We start from the raw sequence: 17,024 nt of genomic DNA, 5'->3' as shown, positions 1-17,024 counted from the left end.
TTTCGGAGTATCAGATTGACGGACCATCAAGTGGCGCGAGAAGTGAAGGAGTGGCTATGGCCCACCGCGATCGGAAGACATCGAGTGCCTGGCTGGGGGTGTTCACCGCAGGGCTCCTTGCCTCAGGTTCGGTCGTGCTGTCCTCTCCTGCTCACGCCGCCGAATCCGTAACGACCCCGGACCCGGCGCCGGCTCTGTCCACGACGTCGACACCGGCCCCGGCGCCCGCGGCGGGACCGGAGTCGGCACCGGCGACCGCGGCGGCGACCGCCCTGGGCGCCTTCCTCGAGTCCGGCCCCGTCGGAGTGGGCCGGATCGCCCAGCTGGAGCGGTGGCTCGGCGGACGGGAACTGCGCGTCGGGCACACCTACCTCCCGGGAGACCTCTGGTCGAACATCGAGAGCCCCCCTGGATTCCTGGACGCCTGGGCGGACTGGCGCAACGAGCGCGAGGACCGGCTGTTCGTCCTGAACGTACCGATGCTGGAGCGGAACGAGGCCGGGGTCTCCGACGCCGAGGTCCGCCGCCAGCTCCGGCTCGGCGCGGCGGGCAACTACGACCATCACTTCCGGCGACTCGCCGAACGGCTGGTCGACCTGGAGGCGACCGACACCGTCATCGTCCTCGGCTGGGAGATGAACGGCACCACCTACACGCACCGGTGCGCGCCGGACCCGGACTCCTGGAAGAAGTACTGGAACCGGATCGTCGCCGCGATGCGTTCCGTACCCGGACAGGACTTCCGGTTCGACTTCAACCCGAGCCGCGGGAGAGACGCCGTTCCATGGACGGAATGCTATCCCGGTGACGACGTCGTCGACATCATCGGAATGGATTCATACGACCAGCCTTCGGGAGCCTCTTTCGACCGGCACATCACCGAGCCGTACGGGCTGCAGAAGCAGGTGGATTTCGCCGCCGAGCACGGCAAGGAGATCTCCTACCCGGAATGGGGTCTCTTCCGGAACGGGGACAACGCCGAGTACATGCGGCGCATGCTGGAATGGATCGAACAGCACAAACCGCTGTATCACACCATCACCGACTACTGCCCGCACGGCGTCTGGCAGTGTGACGACAACCCGCGCTCGTCACAGGTGTTCCGGACGATGCTGTACGGCGCCGAGCCGCAGGTCCCCGAGCTGCCGACGGAGCCGACGGAGCCGACGGAGCCGACGGAGCCGACGGAGCCGACGGAGCCGACGGAGCCGACGGAGCCGACGGAGCCGACGGAGCCGACGGAGCCGACGGAGCCGACGGAGCCGACGGAGCCCGAACTGCCGGAGGTGCCGGGAGTTCCGACGGATCCGGAGATCCCGGAGATCCCGGAGATCCCGGAGATCCCGGAGATCCCGGAGATCCCGGAGATCCCGGAGATCCCCGAGGTGCCGCCTCAGCCGGAGCCGGAGCCGGAGCCCAAGCCGGAGGTGCCGCCTCAGCCGGAGCCGAGGCCGGAGCCCAAGCCGGAGGTGCCGCCTCAGCCGGAGCCGGAGCCCAGCCCGGAGGTGCCGCCTCAGCCGAAGCCGGAGCCCAGCCCGGAGGTGCCGCCTCAGCCGAAGCCGGAGCCGAAGCCGAAGCCGGAGCCCAAGCCGGAGCCGAAGCCGGAGCCGAAGCCGGAGGTGCCGCCCCAGCCCGTGCCCGAGCCGACGTGCTGGACGGTGAACCTCGGTTCCTGGGTGGAGAGCTGGATCGGGGGGCCCGTCTGCGTTCCCAAGGGTCTCGCGAAGAGCGAGCGCGACGAGGGGGGATGGGCGGGCATCCTGAACGACGTCTGGCCGTTCTGATCAGCCCGGCGACATTCCGGCGGCGGAGGAGCTCATCCTCCGCCGCCGTTCGTCCGGTCCCGCACCCGGGCGAGCAGCCGCCCCGCCCAAGCCCGCTCCCGTGCCTGCCGGGCCGCCCAGCGGCGTGCGTCCGCCGCGCCCGCCCGCAGCCACAGCAGGGGTGCCGCCCCCGGCCCGGCCAGCATCAGCCGCTGGTTGGGCACGGTCTCCGGCCGCCAGTGCCGCTTGTACGGCTCGGTGCCCCGGAGCATGCTCAGCGTGGCCCGCCCGCTCGCGCTCGTCTCGCGCGCCCCGTGGCGCAGCAGCATCGTCGCGACGTCGACCTTCCGGGCCCGGAGCACGGGATCGGCGCCGTACAGGTAGCCGCCCGCGAGCCGCGGCGACATCAGGGTCAGGTCGGCCGCGACCACGTCCCCGCCGAGCCGGAACTCCGTCACCCGCGCGTCACCGCGCTCGACCATCGGCCGCACGGCCCGGGAGAGGTGCTCGGCGAACCGGGCGCTGGTGTGCTCGACGGTCACACCCCGCCCCTGCCACTGCAACTGATGCAGCCTCAGCAGCCTTTCCAGCGCGGCCGGTACCTCCTCGCCGGACACGATGTGCTCGTCGATGCCGAGCGCGTCCAGCTTGCGCAGCTTCGCCCGGACCCGCTGGGCCTTGCCCGAGGGAATCCGTTCCAGCAGGGCGTCCATCGGCACGGCCGGCAGCTCCAGACACAGCGAGTCCGCGAGCCGCCGGCGAGGACCGCGCCAACAGGCGTACAGCCGTTCGGCCGCCGCCCCCGGGCGCACCTCGCGCAGATCGACGACCGCCCCGCGGGCCGCCCGCGCCAGCGCCCGTGCCAGCGCGGGCGCGGCCCCCGGGCAGGTGTCGTCGAGGAGGACGTCGGAGAAGTCGGTGATCGAGCCGCCGAGTGGAGCGAGGACCGGGAACGGCCCGTGCGCGCGCATCAGGGGCGCCGCCGCGACGAGTTCGCCGTCCTCCCGCCGTACGAGCACCACGCGCAGGGCGCCGGGCCCGCCGTACGACACCCACCAGGAATGCAACCAGGAGTGGGACTGGAACGGTGTCGCCGTCGAGCAGCGCGTGTACAGCGACGTCCAGCGGGCGCCGAGACGGCCGAACTCCTCGCCGTCCCGGCAGGTCTCGCTCCACAGGACGTCCCGGCGTCCCGCCCTCACACCGACTCCGGTTCCGGCTGGTGGGCCCCGGCCGCGGGCCCCGGGACGGGCGCCGCGGGCTGCCGTGAGTGGCGCGCCTCCGCCGTCGCGCCGTCGCGCCGCGGCCGGACCAGCAGCGCCAGTCCCCCCAGCAGCCCGCCCCCGCAGCCGCCGACCAGCGCGGACAGCGGGGCGGAAGGGGACACGGGGGCGGTCGGCTTGGTCGCCCGGGAGAACTGTACGACCTTCACACCGGTACTCGACGAGACCTGCGCGCTGTTGAGGATCAGCGCGCGGGCGACACCGTCGGCCATCGACACCGCCTTGGCCGACCGGTCCGAACGGGCCGTGATGGAGATCATCGGGGCGTCGGGGGAGGTCGCGGTCTCCACCCCGGCGCGCAGGGTGGCCGCGGAGACGCCCGCCCAGACCTGGGCGTCGCCGGTCACCGCGATGTCCGTGGCGACCCTGCCGTACGCCTGGGCGAAGCCGACCGCGGCGGCCGGGTCGGACTTCTCGGCCGGGACCACGATCACGTAGCTCGTGGCCGCGTACTGAGGGGTCTTCAACGCGCCGTAACCGCCGCCGAGGGCCGCCCCGAGAAGGACGGAGGCGGGCAGCACCCACCAGCGGCGGGGTGTGCGCAGCACCGCCGGCAGAGGGCGGCGCCGCGCGGACGGCGTGCGTGGGCTGAGTCGGCTCATGGGTGTCTCACTTCGTGCGGAAGAGGGGTGCCGTGGACGGCCTGTTCGTAGAGGGACATCAACTGCCGGGCGCTGTGCGCGATGTCGTAGCGCCGGGCCGCCTCGGGCTGCGGGAACCGGGCGGCCGGTGCGTCCCGGACGTCCCGCAGCGCGGAGATCACTTCGGGTACGGAGCCGCCGATCCGCCGGGCCCCGGGAGCAGCTTCCGGCGGCAGGTCGTCGATCGCGGGGCAGGCCACGTGGAGCACCGGCAGTCCCGCGGCCAGTGCCTCGACGGCGGCGAGCCCGAAGGTCTCGTCCGGAGAGGTGGAGACGAAGACGTCCATCGCGGCCAGGAGCGAGGGCAGGTCCGGTGCGCCGGAGTCCGCGGTCGGCGGGTCCTCGCAGGCGCCGTGCAGGACGACGCGGCCGGCCGCCCCCTCCCCGAGCGCCGTCCGCAGCAGCCGCTCGCGCTCGCCGCCCTCGCCGACGAGCAGCAGCCGGGCCTCCGGTACGGCCGCCACGGCCCGGACGAGCCGGTCGAAGCGTTTTCCGGGCGTCAGCCGCCCCACCCCGCCGACGACGAAGGCGTCCCCGGGCAGACCGAGCAGTTTCCGGGTCAGACGACGCGCGTCCTCGGTGTACCGGAAGCGGTCCGTCTCGATGCCGTTGGGCACGACCCTGATCCGGGACGCCGCCACCCCCCACCGTTCCAGTCTGCGGGCGACGCTGGGCGAGACGGCGACCGTGGCGGTGCCGAGGCGTTCCCCGGCGAGATACAGGGCGCGGGTACCGGCCGTCAGGCGACGTCCCTCGATCTGGTGCTCGCCGAGCGAGTGCTCGGTGGCGACGACCGCCCGGACCCCGGCGAGGCGGGCGGCGAACCTGCCGTACACGCAGGCCCGGTACAGATGGGTGTGGACGAGGTCGTAGCGGCCCCGGCGCATCAGCCGGACCAGGCGCGGCAGGGCGCCGAGGTCACGGTTCCCTGCCATGCCCAGAGGAGTGACCGGGATGCCGTCGGCCTCGATGCCGCGGGCGACCGCGCCCGGGTTGGTGAGCGTGACGACCTCGCTGGTCACCGGCAGATGGCGGAGCAGCAGACGCAGTTGCTGCTCCGCGCCGCCGATCCCCAGACCGGTGATGACGTGCAGGACCCTCATCGGACGCCCGCCTCCGTCGGCCGGACCAGTGGCCGCGGCGGATCGGCGGGACCACGGCGGCGCAGCGGGTGCAGCACGCGCTTCGCGGCCAGCCGCCAGGACGTGTCCTGTTCGCCGATGTGGACGCGGGGCAGGGCGTGGGTGCTGCTGAGCGGGCCGGGGTCGATCGCGCAGGCGTAGCGGTAGCCCGCCTCCCGTACGGCGCGCACCACGCGGGCGTCGACCCGGCCGTAGGGGTAGCAGAACCCCTCCACCGGGGTGCCGGTGATCTCCTCGACGCGTTCCCGGCTGTGCCGGGTCTCCTCGGCGAGGGTCCGGTCGTCGGCGGTCGTCAGGGATACATGGCGCAGTCCGTGCGAGCCGATCTCCATGCCGGCCTCGGCCGCCCGCCGGATGCCGTCCTCGGTCAGCAGCGGCTTGCGCGGGCCTTCGGCGTCCCAGCCGTTCTCGCCGCCGAGACGGCCGGGCAGGACGTACACCGTCGCGGTGAAGCGGTGGCGGCGCAGCAGGGGGACGGCCGACTCGACGAAGTCGGCGTACCCGTCGTCGAAGGTCAGTCCGACCAGACCCTTCGCCCGCCCCGCGGCGGTCGCGGCGAGCAGCTCGCGCACCGAGACACCGCGAAGCCCCCGGTCGTCCAGCCAGCGCAGCTGCCGGGCGAAACGCACGGGGGAGACGGTGACCCGGTAGGGGTCATCCGGGGCGTCCGCGATCGAGTGGTACATCGCCACCCACGGAGGCGGGTTCGGCAGCAGACGACGAATCGCGGCGGTGCGGGGTGCCGTGGCAGCGGGCATGGGCGACCCTTCGTGATGCGGTGCGGGTGAGGGGGGGGATGTCCGGCGCCTGGGGGACGCCGGCGAGGAGAAGCAGGAACACGGCGGCGGCGACCACGCCCGCGACGAGGAGGGCGACGACGGCCGACTCGAAGGGCAGCGAGGCCAGCCGGCCGGCCCCGGTGGCCGCCGCCGCGGCCACCGCCAGCAGCAGGAGTCCCCGGCCGAGCGGCCGGATCCGTACCGGGATGGACTGGCGGCGCGCGCCGCACAGCAGCAGCAGGGCGGTCAGGGTGATGCCCAGGGCGTTGGCGGCGGCGATCCCGACGGCACCCCACAGCCGGGCGCCGGGGACACCGGCGAGCGCCGTGACGCACAGGCCCGCGGCCATGGCGGCGGCCGGGTACCAGAGCGGCCGGGCGGCCGAGAAGTAGCAGCGGGCCAGCGCGCCGACCATCGTCTGGCCGAGCAGCCCCAGGGCGTACACCCGCATCACCGAGGCGGTCGCGGTGGTGTCGGTGTGGTCGAAGGCACCGCGCTGGAACAGGATCTCGATGATCTGCGGGGCGGCGGCGACCACCACCGAGGAGCCGGCGAGGACGACGACGGCGGCGAGCAGCAGATCCCGCTCGACACGGCGCCGCGCCCCCTCGACGTCGCCCGCTGCCATCGCACGGGCCACGACGGGGAAGCTGACCGTGCACAGCATCAGGGAGAGGATCATCGGCATCTGCGCCACCTTCTGCGCGTAGTTCAGATGCGAGATGGCGCCGGCGGGCAGCGGCGAGGCGAGGAACCGCTCCACCAGGATCTGGGACTGGCGGGTGAGGGCGAAGAGCACGACCGGGGCGATGAGGCCCACGACGAGCAGCCGTCCGTCGCCGGAGACGGCCGTCACCGGCTCCTGCGGCAGCGGACGGCGGCGCAGCTCCCGGATCAGCGAGGGTGCCTGGACCAGCACCATGAACACGCCGCCGACGGCTACCCCGGCAGCCGCGGAGCGCACACCGAGCGGTTCGTGCAGCACCAGGACCGTGCCGATGATGCCGACGTTGTACGCGGCGTAGATGGCGGCCGGCGGCAGGAAGGACCCGTGGGCGCGCAGCGCGGCGGAGCAGTAGCCGGCGAGCGCGAAGCTCAGGACACAGGTGGCCGTCAGCCGGGTGCAGTCGACGGCGAGCGACGGGTCGGGCAGCCCGGGCGCGAGCGCGCCGACGAGCAGTGGCGCGGAGAGGACCAGCAGGACCGACACCGCGCACACGACGAACGCGAGCCGAGGCAGCGTGGCACGCACGAGGCCGCTGACGGGGTCGGGTGACAGAGATCCGCCGCGCCGCGCGAGGGCCCGGCTGAACGCCGGCACCAGGATCAGGGCCATCGCGTCCTCGATCAGGAGTGTCGAGGCGAACTCCGGCACCGTCCAGGCGACCAGGAACGCGTCGGTCTCGGCCCCGGCCCCGAAGAACCGCGCCAGGATCTGGTCGCGTACCAGACCGAGCAGCGCCCCGGCGGCGGTCAGGCCCGCGGTGACGGCGGCGGCCCGCGCGAGGAACCGGCCCGAGGACGGCGAGGGGCGCGCCACCCTGGCGTGCGCGGGGCGCCGGCGGCGCCCGGGACCCCCGCGCGCCGCGTTCCCGGCCGGGCGCCCGCGACCGCCGCGCCCGCAGGTGCGGGAGCCGGCCCGGCGCCGGTGCTCGGCCGGGGCGGGTGCCGGTCCGGGGCGGGACGTCTCCGTGGTGCCCGTGGTGTCGAACGGCCCGCCCCGGGACCTGCCGCCGTGCACGGGGCAGCGCTCGCCACAGGACCCGGCCGGCCCGCACCCGGCCGCCCCCGAACCGGCGCACGGAGCGTGCGCCGGCACGGCGACGGCCCGGCCGCCCCCGGGCGGACCGGTCTGCGGACGATGCTCGCCGACGGGGCGGCCCGCCCGGGAGCCATACGCCGGATCGGCCGGCGGCCCGGCGTGTTCCCGGGGACCGGCCGGCTGCCGTGGAGCGGCCGGCGGCCACGCCACGGCCCTCGGCACCGGCCCCGGCGCGGGTGCGCCGTCCGACGGCTCCCGGCGGGTGCCCGGCCCGTCCGGGGCCGACGGCGTGTCGCCGGGCGCCGCCGCCGAGGTACCGGCCCAGCGCCACGGCGCCCGGCCCGCGTCCGTCGGCGGCCAGACGGGGTCCGCGGCGCCCTGCCCGGGACCCGGCGCCGCCCACGGGTCGCGTGCGTCGGCCGAGAGGCCGCCGTCCGCCGTCCCGGCGCGCGTCGGCCACGGCCCCGGAACGCCGTCCGTGGCCTCCGGCTCCCCGCCCCAGGGGTCACGCACGCGTCACCTCCGCCAGCGACCACCAGGCCGCGAGCCCGAGAACGACCGACATCAGGACCGTGGAGGGACCGCCGATGTCCGCGTAGAAGAAGTCGATGAGCTGCCAGGCCGTCAGGCCGACCGCCACCAGCGCGCAGTCCGCGGCCCGCCCGCGTCGGCGCAGCGCGCCGGCCAGCAGCGCCACCCAGCTGCCCGCCAGGGTGAGCAGCCCGAACAGCCCCTGCTCGCTCAGCACCAGCAGGTACATGTTGTGCGGGGAGAGCAGCGGCTGCCGCCGGAACCCGGCGCCGGCGCCCGCGGTGTCACTGCCCGAGGACAGCGCGAGCGAGGCGTTCGCGTCGCGGTACTGGGGGAAGCCCTTCAGACCCACACCGGTCACCGGGTCCGCGCGCCACATCTCCCCGGCCGCCGCCCACATGGTGTACCGGTCCGTCACCGACTGGTCCGGGGCGGCGGTCACCCGCGTGATGCTGGAGAGCCGCTCCCGCACCATGTCCGAGCCGACCCCGAACCCGCCGACGAGCACCACGGCCAGCGCGCCCAGCACGAGCGTCACCCGGCCCGCCCGCCGCAGCCCGGACAGCAGCAGCTGGACGAGGCACGCCAGTACGGTCGCGATCCAGGCGCCCCGGCTGAACGACAGCATCAGCGGGACGAAGAGCAGCCCCGCGCAGACCAGCGCCGCCGTCCGCGCCCGCCCGCCCGCGCTGCCGAGCGCGATGCCGGTGGCGACGACGAGCCCGTACGAGACGACGGTCGCCATCCCCATCACGTCGGTCGGCCCGAAGGTGCCCACCGCGCGGATGTCCTCGCCCTGGTACGAGGCGCCGGTACCGGTCAGGAACTGCGCCACCCCGACGGCGCCCTGGAGCAGAGCCAGCACGACCAGTGCCCAGGCGACGACGGCGAAGTCCCGGCGGTCACGGATCGTCAGGAACACGGCCGCCGGGACGAGGACGAAGACCTGGAGGTAGCGGGGGACCCCCGGCAGACCGGCGGCCGGGTCGTGGGCCGTGATCGCGGCCAGACAGATCCCCAGGACCGGAAGCCCGAGCACCAGCGCGGCCGTCCAGGTCAACGGCCGGGCGCCGTCGCGTACGACCCGGACCAGACAGATCAGGACGAGCAGTCCGGAGGCCGCGTCCGCGAGCGTGCCGGTGCCGCCGGTGCCGCCGTCCGCGCCACCACCGCCCGGGACGAGCAGCAGCGCGACCACGGCGAGGACCGGGGACAGCCGTCCGGCCCGCCGTGCCACCTCGCGCACCGTGGGCGGAGGCGCCGCGTGCCGGGCCGCCGGCCGGGTCACCGGACCGGTGGGCCCGGACCGGGGCGTCACCGCCGTCGTCATCTCAGCTCCCCGCCGGTCGGACGAGCCCGGCCGCGGTCCGCAGCAGGATGCGGACGTCCTGCCAGAGCGACCAGTGGTCGATGTAGTGGTTGTCGAAGCGGCAGCGGTCCTCGATCGAGGTGTCGCCGCGCAGCCCGTGCACCTGGGCCAGCCCGGTGAGCCCTACGGGCATCCGGTGCCGGGCCGCGTAGCCCGGGTGGATCCTGCTGAACCGGGCTACGAAGTAGGGCCGTTCGGGGCGGGGTCCGACCAGGCTCATGTCCCCGCGCAGCACGTTCCACAGCTGCGGCAGCTCGTCCAGCGAGGAACGCCGCAGGAAGCTGCCGACCGGGCTCATCCGCCGGTCGTCGGCGACGCTCCACCGCGTCGCCGACTCCGTCTCGTCGCTGGGGCGCAGGGTGCGGAACTTCAGCAGGGTGAACAGTCGTCCGTTCTGGCCCACCCGCTCCTGCCGGAAGAGGACCCCGGGACCGTCGGAGAGCCGCACCGCGAGCGCGCACCCGAGCAGCAGCGGCAGCACCGTCATCAGTGCGGGGACGCCCACGGCCAGGTCCAGCACCCGTTTCGCGGTCCGGCCGCGCCGCTCGGCGGGCGGGACCAGCCGCCGGAAGCCGTAGCCCCACAGATGGTCACTCATAGGACCGCCGTGCCGCCCGTCGCCCACCCGCCAGGTCGTGCATCCGTACTGCTGGAAGAGCGTCACCAGGGCGGCGTCATCCGACAGGAACACCGCGTCGCGCACCGCGTTCTGGATGACGGCCCGGTGGATCTCCTCCGTCGTGCTCAGCACCGGAAGACCGGGCTCCGCGCCCGGCTGGGGTGATCCGATGTCCGCCCGGGGGCCGACGATCCCCACCGGCCGCAGGCCGTACTCCGGGTGCCGGCCGACCGCCGACGCGAACCGGTGCGCCGCGCCGGCCCCGCCGATCACCAGCGCCGAACGCGGACGCGACCGGTGCGTCCGCCGCCCGTGGGCGTGCACCAGGCCGCGGAGCAGACACCCGGCGGTGAGGTGCGCGGCGTAGGCGGCACCGAGCGGACCGGGACCGATCGCGGTGGGGCCGTACGCCGCGAAGACGGCGGCGGCCAGGCACCAGGCGAAGCCGGCGCGGGCGGCCAGCGCGGGCAGCTCGTCCAGGGCGGAGGCCCGCGGGCCCGGCCGGTAGAGCCCCGCGTGGGCGTGGAACACGCACACGCAGCCGGCGACCAGCAGGAACAGCAGGGGCCCGCGGTGCGGGTCCGGCACCAGGCAGGCGGCGAGCAGGACGGCCAGCCCGTCGGCCGCGAGGAGCGGAGCGACGGGGCGGGGCGGCCGTGGGGCCCGGCGCGGCGGCGAGGCCGTGCGGCCCGGTGTGCCGCGCGGCGGGGCGAGGGAGGCGAGACCGGGGGCGGAGCCCTGGCCCGCGGCGGTCCAGGGGCCCGGCGTGGACGGGATGCTGGTGCTTTCCGTGGTCACTGCGACATCGGCTCTCTGTGCTCGGTGCACCGCACTCCGGCCAGCTCGCGGTACAGGTCCGCGACGGCCGCGCCGGTGCGCCGCACATCGAATCTGGTCAGTACGTGATCCTGGGCCTCGCGGCCCAGGGAACGCCGCAGCCCCGGCCGGCCCAGAAGGCGGCCGACGGCGGCGGCGAGGGCGGCCGGGTCCTCGGGCGGGACCAGGCACAGGGGGGCGTGGCCCGGGGGGAGGCTTTCGCGCGCGCCGTCCACATCGCTGACCACGACCGGCCGGCCGCTCGCCATGGCCTCCAGCGGTGCCAGGGCCATGCCCTCCCATCTGGAGGGCAGGACGACGAGATCGGCGGCCCGGTACCACGGCGCGGTGTCCTCGACGGCTCCGGCGAACCGCACCGAAGGGGGCGCGTCGGCCCGCAGCCGTGCGGCGTCCGGACCGTCACCGACCAGCACCAGCCGCGCGGTGGGCGCTTCGGACAGGATGGCGGGCCAGGCGGCGAGCAGGGTGTCCTGTCCCTTCTGGCGGCAGAGCCGGCCGACGCAGACGACGGTGGGCCCGGGGGTCTCCCGGGTGGCGGGCACGTCGGTCCTGCCGGGTTCTCCGGCCGTGAACCTGGCGACGTCCACACCGTTGTGAACGATCGACCAGGGTGCGCGGACACCGGCGCGCTCGCCGGTCCGGCGCTCGGCCTCGCTCACGCAGACGACGCGGGCCGTCCAGCGGGCGGCCCAGCGTTCCCAGTGCCGCGCCAGGGCCCCGACCGGCCCGTCCGCCGCCTCGAAGGACCAGGCGTGCGGCTGGTACACCGTCGGCACGCGACCCCGCAGCGTCAGCCGGGCGCACAGCCCGGCCTTGGCGCTGTGCGCGTGGACGAGGTCCGGGCGCACGGCACGGATCAGCCGGGCGAGTTCGCGGAGTTCGCGTACCAGGCCCGGTCCGGGGTCCCGGCCGGCCCGCCAGGGGTGCACCGGCACGCCCTCGGCCCGTACGGCCGCGGCGAGCGGTGTACCGGGCGGGCAGGCGACGGCGACCCGGAGCCCCGCGTCGAGCTGGCCGCGGACCAGGTCGGTCACGACCCGGGCCACCCCGCCCTCGCCGGGCTGGACCACGTGCAGGACGGTGGAGGAGAGGGGAGACGTGTCCCGTGGGGGCCGCACCTCAGCGCCGGACGTCCGGGTGGCGCAGGGGCGTGCGGCGCCGGAGGGTGTCCCGCCGGGTGCCGGAGCGGACGTGGACTCGGACTGCTCCATGGTGCGGCGCACCCCCCGGTTCGAAGACGTCGGAGTCGTACCCCAGGGTGTTCTGACGGGAGGTCGGTCGCGTGCTTCGACCGCCGCCGAATTCGGTGATGCTGGAGTTCATCACGTCGTCCGGGGAACGGGCGTATTCGGACCGCGAGGGGTTGTGCGTCCGTTCCGGATCCACCGCCGGGAAATCACCGGGAGTTCCCGGGGCGCCGGCGGGTGCGAGCACGCGGACCGGTCCGGCCGGGCGACGCGGGAGCGCGAGGGAGGCCGCCGGGCCGGACGGGGGGAAATGGTTCGGAGCGCGCGACAGGCCGCGGCACACAGCGTGAACGGCTGAATTCCGCATACAGGTTCTCCGTTTTGATGAGAGAAGCAAGGCACCCGTGATGACCGGGGAAGAGGGAGGGGTGGACCATGCGAAATCGATGTTGTCGGCGCTACCTGGCCGGGAGCGGCGTTCGAGACCGTTATAACCCCAACGCCGGGCGATACTAAGCATTAGATGCTCGTAAACGCGAACTCCCGTATCTGTGCGGCCGGTTCCTCGTTGGGCGTGTTGCGCCTTTTCCCGCCCACTTGCTCCGAGGACTCTCCGGTGGCCCGAAGGCGGGACGCGCATCACCCGTTCGGGAGAGCAACCATTGAAAGGGGATCGCGTTGTTGAGGGAGTCGGGTGAACCCGCCCGCAGCGACCGTCCGGTCCAAGTGGATTGAAATCAATCGAGGAGTGCTTCTCCATGTCCCGTATCGCGAAGGCTGTAGTCCTGACCGTCGGTGTCGCCGCGTCCGTCGCGGGTGCGACCGGCATCGCCTCCGCCGACTCCCTCGCCGAGGGCGCGGCCGTGAAGTCCCCCGGCGTCCTGTCCGGCAACCTCGTGCAGGTCCCGGTCCACGTGCCGGTCAACCTCTGCGGCAACACCGTCAGCGTCATCGGCGCCCTGAACCCGGCCTTCGGCAACGCCTGCGTCAACGCCTGATCTCGCACGCCGGATCGCGGTCCTTCCGAGGCCGGTGCGTCGCCCCTTCCCAGGGTGCGGCGCGCCGGCCTTCTGCTCGTTCGGCGCACTCCCTGTACGCCGTCCGGTGCAACGGCGTACGCCCCTCGCAGGGGCAGGCCACCAGGTCCGATTCACTCGAATGGAGGGATGTCGCTGCGTAGCTTCGCAGTTGCGGAGCGCCATCACCGCAGGCACGTTGAGGGCGAAGTTGTCCGACGCATAAGGAAAAGGAACACATATGCGTCCCTTGTCATCACGCCACCTCGTGACCCTGGCGATATCCGCCGCCGTCTCGCTCGGCGTACCGGAGCCCGCCCACGCCGACGCGTACCCGATGTCCCCCGCGGCCCCCGTCGCCGCCCGAGCCCCGCTCGCCGACGCCCGGTCCGCCGCCCCCCTCGCCGCCGTCGAGGAGATGGTCGCCGACCTGTTGGCGGCGGTCGCCTCGGGTGGCGCCGTCGGACTCGTCCCGCAGGTCACCATGACGCTGACGACCCTGGTCGACCAGCTCGTGGCCGATGCCCTGGACGGACTCTCCGTGCCGGACCTGCCCGCCCTCCCGCCGGTCGCGGTGCCGGACCTGCCCGCCCTCCCGCCGGTGCCGCAGGTTCCCGTGCCGCCCGTGCCGCTTTCGGTGACCCCGTCGGAGTTGCCCGCCGTCGCGGCGCCGCCTCTCCGGTGACCCCGCACCACGGCTCCGCCGTGCCGGTCCGGTCGTCGCCGCACCGGCACGGTTCCGTGCATTCGATCGGTAGATCGCACCGGCTCCCATCATTCGGGTGCAGTGTCGAGAAATCCCCCCTCCCGGAGTTTCCGGGACGCGGACCTCTCGTTACAGAAAGCGGTACGACGTGCGGGAATCGGCCAAGAGCCCTGCACGGCAGATGACTTGTTCACTCTGTGACGAAGACTCAGGAAGGACTCTCTTCATGAAGCCCACCAAGGTTGCCGCGGTCGTCGCCGGTTCCGTGATGGCGCTGGGTGCCGCGGCCCCCGCCATGGCCGCCGAACCGATGGCGACGCCCACCAGCCTCGACGGTGGCCTCGGGGCGCTCACCAGCCAGGGTCTGAAGACGGACGCGCTGAGCAGCACGACGGACGGTTCCGTCGTCAAGACCGTTCAGGACACCGCGAACCAGCTGAACGAGACCAGCCAGGTCGCCCCCCTGCTGGGCGGCCTCCCGCTGGGCGGCTGAGAGCCTGCCGGGAGACTTCCGACCGGGCGGTCGCGCCCTGGTGCCCACCCTCCCGACTCCCCGGCGTGGCACCCGACCACGGGAACACCGCTCGCGGCGGTCGGCCACGCGATCCCGTCGTACGGCCTGACGGTCCGACGGCTCCGACCGCGCGGCCGTCGGAACACCTGCCGCCGTCGGCGGGCCCGCTCCGGGCGACGTCGAGCGGACCTCACGGGAATCACCCGTCGTAATGCTTGACCTTCCTGCATTCAGGCGAACTTCGCGACGTCCCTTCCGTGGGGCTCGTTTGTCCGACACACCGCATCACCGCACTGTCTCCACTTGCTCTGAAGGGCGTACGCAGTAATGAACCTGCGATCTCATGCCGGCTTGGGAATTCTCATGACCGCTCTCGCCTCCGCCGCCATGGCCTCCCCGGCCGCGGCGGCCGACGCACCCGTGGTCGTCCCGCTCCAGGGTCTGGAGCCGGTGATCCCCATGGACGCCCCCACACTGGCGACCGGCGTCCCGCTGCCGGTGCCGGGCGCGCCCACCGGCTTCCAGAAGGGCGGTGGACTCCCGGACGTCAGCCTGCCGCGTGTCCCGCTCGGCAGCACGCTCCCCGAGACCGTCGTCGCGGCCCCGCTGCCCGAGGTCCTGGACGGCAGCGAGCCGGGGAAGGCGCTGTTCACCACCTCGCGCTCCGAGGTGGCCGCCGCCACCCCCGGAGCCACGGTGGGTAATCCGGTCCTCGCTCCGCGCGGCGAACACCTCGGCCTGCCGGACCTGACGGTGCCCCAGATCGGTGTGCTGGCACCCGCGGCCACCGGGGCGCTGGACTCCCAGCTGGGCCTGGCGCAGCCCGGGGCCTGACACCGGCTCTCTGTACGACCGATGCCCCGGCGGGTGAAGACACGATTCTTCCCCGCCACCCGAAGGGTCGTTGTTCGTTACAGCAGAAGGCTTGTCGCATGGCCGATGCCCGCAGCACCGAAGGTTCACCCCGCCGCAGCCGGCGGTGGAGTGGACCGCCGGTTCTGCGGGCTTTCCCATGGGCGCCCGCCTCCTTCGGCGCGGTCCGCATCATCCGGCGTAACAGCCGTGACCCGGGGGCGCGAGTGGCGTTGAAGGGAACGACGGCCGTGATTCTCGCGGCCGGCTTTCCACTCCAAGGAGTTCTTGATGTCTCGCATCGCGAAGGCTGCCGCTGTCCTCGCCGGCACGGGTGCCGTTGCCCTCAGCGGAGCCGGCATGGCCGTCGCCGACTCGGGTGCCCAGGCCGCCGCCGCCCACTCGCCCGGTGTCGCCTCCGGCAACGTTCTGCAGCTTCCGGTCCACGTGCCGGTCAACGTCTGCGGCAACACCGTGAACGTGATCGGGCTGCTCAACCCGACGTTCGGCAACCACTGCGCGAACATCGACCACCACGACGGTGGCTACGGCGGCTGAGCCACCCCGCCTCCAAGGAACGTCCCCCCGGCCACCGGTCGGGGGGACGTTCGCGTCATGCGTAGCGGTAGAGCCCGCTGTGGTCGAGCAGTGAGCCGGGGGTGACGCCCCAGGGGCCCATCTTCTCGTCGCGGGCCGCGATCCGTCGGTACTGCGGATCGCCCAAGGGCGGCGGCTCCAGGGGGAGATAGCCGGCCCGCGGGTGGAGCTTCTGCCAGCGCGACCAGATCAGATCGACGAAGGAGTGGTGGAGCCAGAACACCGGGTCGTTGACGGAGGCCCCGCCCAGCATCAGGCCGCCGACCCAGCGGTGCACCCGGTTGTGGATCCGGAAGCGTTCGTTGCCCCGTCCCGGGCCCCAGCCCTCCAGCGCGTTGCGGAAGCCCGAGCGGCTCGTGGAGTTCCAGGGCGCCGCGTCGTACACCGTCTCCCGCATGACCTCGTCCAGCTCCCCCCGGGTGGGGAGCGTGATCGGGCTCTGCGGACGGCCGAAGTCCCGGGTCAGGAAGCGTGCCTCGGTCATCGCGTGGGTCACCGTCCAGCGCCCGCCGGAGTAGGCGAACGGCCCGGTCGTGACCTGGAGGTCGCCGCGCCGGCCGTTGCCGCCCATGAAGTCCTCGCCCCAGAGGGAGGCGGCCGGGGTGTCGTCCACGGTCCAGTCCCAGTACGGCACGCTCACCGTCGGGTCGATCCGGCGCAGCGCCCGCTCGAACTCCAGCAGGAACTTGCGGTGCCAGGGCAGGAAGCTCGGGGCCATGTGCGCCAGACGGAGGCGGGTGTCGCCGTCGGCCGAGTAGTACTCGATGTGGGTGCGGACGAAGTCGTCGTAGGTGCCGAGACGTTTGAGCTCCAGGACGGCGGCGACGAACCTCCGCCGCTCGGCGCCGCTCAGATCGCGCTGGTTCTTGCGCACGTGGGTCACGCGGACTCCCTCCCGCCCGGGTGCGTGCCGTGGGTGGCGGCGTACCGGGACAGCGGGGCGGTGCCCGACTGGTCCACGGCGGTGCGGGTGGCCGCCAGCGGCGTCGTGCAGGACTCGTAGTGGTCGACGGCGCTGAGGTAGCTGCCGTCGGCGCGCCGCATGAGGTGGAGCGGCCGGCCGTCGACCAGTACCTCGACCGGCCCGTTCCGCGGGATCCGCCTGGCCTGGATGTGGCGTCCGCGGTACATCTCGTCGAAGGCGAGCGACTCGGCGAACCCTCCGGCCCGGCTCGCCTCCTCGGCCCCGCCGACCGGGCGACGCGGTGCGGCGGGTGTGCTGGCGATCCGTGCGAGCGCGCCGCCGGTGAGGGCGGCGACGGCCACGGTGAACAGGGCGCGCAGTGCGGTCCGGCGTGCGGGGCGGGTGACCGGCTCGTCGGCGATCACGGGTGAACTCCCTTGGGTCGGCTGAATCGGCGCGGGCCGGAGAAGGCCCTGTGGGCTCAACGAGCCGGGCGGCGATTGGTCGCGCCGCACAGACGTT

Annotated in this window: 15 protein-coding genes and 1 pseudogene; 6 read left to right on the top strand and 10 right to left on the bottom strand. The window is 73.9% G+C overall.

Going from position 1 to position 17,024, the window contains the following annotated elements; translation table 11 throughout:
• Positions 1-56 precede the first annotated feature (56 nt).
• Positions 57-1,262: pseudogene (locus OG393_RS10940) on the top strand (glycoside hydrolase family 26 protein); the annotation flags it as partial.
• Positions 1,263-1,816: 554 nt separating this feature from the next.
• On the opposite strand, the gene OG393_RS10935 reads toward OG393_RS10940, so the two are convergent.
• From OG393_RS10935 to OG393_RS10900, 8 genes are all read right to left on the bottom strand, one after another.
• Positions 1,817-2,965: a GNAT family N-acetyltransferase gene (locus OG393_RS10935; protein ID WP_442817291.1), complete on the bottom strand. Its 1,149-nt coding sequence runs from the start codon at positions 2,963-2,965 to the stop codon at positions 1,817-1,819.
• Positions 2,962-3,648: a lipopolysaccharide biosynthesis protein gene (locus OG393_RS10930; protein WP_327374469.1), complete on the bottom strand. Its 687-nt coding sequence runs from the start codon at positions 3,646-3,648 to the stop codon at positions 2,962-2,964. Before OG393_RS10930 ends, OG393_RS10935 begins: the two co-directional genes overlap by 4 nt.
• Positions 3,645-4,790: a glycosyltransferase gene (locus OG393_RS10925; RefSeq protein ID WP_327374468.1), complete on the bottom strand. Its 1,146-nt coding sequence runs from the start codon at positions 4,788-4,790 to the stop codon at positions 3,645-3,647. The genes OG393_RS10930 and OG393_RS10925 overlap by 4 nt, the downstream gene beginning before the upstream one ends.
• Positions 4,787-5,587: a polysaccharide deacetylase family protein gene (locus OG393_RS10920; RefSeq protein WP_327374467.1), complete on the bottom strand. Its 801-nt coding sequence runs from the start codon at positions 5,585-5,587 to the stop codon at positions 4,787-4,789. The genes OG393_RS10925 and OG393_RS10920 overlap by 4 nt, the downstream gene beginning before the upstream one ends.
• Positions 5,484-7,148: a lipid II flippase MurJ gene (locus OG393_RS10915; RefSeq protein WP_327374466.1), complete on the bottom strand. Its 1,665-nt coding sequence runs from the start codon at positions 7,146-7,148 to the stop codon at positions 5,484-5,486. The genes OG393_RS10920 and OG393_RS10915 overlap by 104 nt, the downstream gene beginning before the upstream one ends.
• 727 nt (positions 7,149-7,875) lie before the next feature.
• The gene (locus OG393_RS10910) at positions 7,876-9,231 is read right to left on the bottom strand and encodes an O-antigen ligase family protein (RefSeq protein ID WP_327374465.1); all 1,356 of its coding nucleotides are present in this window, start codon (positions 9,229-9,231) and stop codon (positions 7,876-7,878) included.
• A gap of 1 nt (position 9,232) precedes the next feature.
• The gene (locus OG393_RS10905) at positions 9,233-10,687 is read right to left on the bottom strand and encodes a sugar transferase (RefSeq protein WP_327374464.1); all 1,455 of its coding nucleotides are present in this window, start codon (positions 10,685-10,687) and stop codon (positions 9,233-9,235) included.
• Positions 10,684-11,937, bottom strand: a complete 1,254-nt coding sequence (locus tag OG393_RS10900; RefSeq protein ID WP_327374463.1) for a glycosyltransferase — start codon at positions 11,935-11,937, stop codon at positions 10,684-10,686. Before OG393_RS10900 ends, OG393_RS10905 begins: the two co-directional genes overlap by 4 nt.
• Before the next feature lie 734 nt (positions 11,938-12,671).
• Here OG393_RS10900 and OG393_RS10895 point away from each other — a divergent pair.
• The 5 genes from OG393_RS10895 (at position 12,672) to OG393_RS10875 (ending at position 15,559) form a co-directional block, all read left to right on the top strand.
• A complete protein-coding gene (locus OG393_RS10895) occupies positions 12,672-12,911 on the top strand; it encodes a chaplin (protein WP_327374462.1) in 240 nt (79 codons plus the stop codon).
• Between the two features lie 259 nt (positions 12,912-13,170).
• A complete protein-coding gene (locus OG393_RS10890) occupies positions 13,171-13,614 on the top strand; it encodes a hypothetical protein (RefSeq protein WP_327374461.1) in 444 nt (147 codons plus the stop codon).
• Between the two features lie 247 nt (positions 13,615-13,861).
• Positions 13,862-14,128 (top strand): hypothetical protein, encoded by a 267-nt coding sequence (locus OG393_RS10885; protein ID WP_327374460.1) that lies wholly within the window; start codon positions 13,862-13,864, stop codon positions 14,126-14,128.
• A 384-nt stretch (positions 14,129-14,512) separates the two neighbouring features.
• Complete coding sequence (locus tag OG393_RS10880; RefSeq protein WP_327374459.1) at positions 14,513-14,983, top strand: hypothetical protein; 471 nt, start codon at positions 14,513-14,515, stop codon at positions 14,981-14,983.
• A gap of 309 nt (positions 14,984-15,292) precedes the next feature.
• On the top strand, positions 15,293-15,559 hold the full coding sequence (locus OG393_RS10875) for a chaplin (RefSeq protein ID WP_327374458.1): 267 nt from the start codon (positions 15,293-15,295) through the stop codon (positions 15,557-15,559).
• Positions 15,560-15,614: 55 nt separating this feature from the next.
• On the opposite strand, the gene OG393_RS10870 is transcribed toward OG393_RS10875, so the two are convergent.
• Together OG393_RS10870 and OG393_RS10865 are read right to left on the bottom strand one after the other, a co-directional pair.
• A complete protein-coding gene (locus tag OG393_RS10870; protein WP_327374457.1) occupies positions 15,615-16,481 on the bottom strand; it encodes a tyrosinase family protein in 867 nt (288 codons plus the stop codon).
• On the bottom strand, positions 16,478-16,927 hold the full coding sequence (locus OG393_RS10865) for a tyrosinase family oxidase copper chaperone (RefSeq protein ID WP_327374456.1): 450 nt from the start codon (positions 16,925-16,927) through the stop codon (positions 16,478-16,480). The genes OG393_RS10870 and OG393_RS10865 overlap by 4 nt, the downstream gene beginning before the upstream one ends.
• Positions 16,928-17,024 lie beyond the last annotated feature (97 nt).

The organism is Streptomyces sp. NBC_01216 (assembly GCF_035994945.1).
Classification (GTDB): Bacteria; Actinomycetota; Actinomycetes; order Streptomycetales; family Streptomycetaceae; genus Streptomyces.
This window is presented reverse-complemented; position numbering and strand designations above follow the sequence as displayed.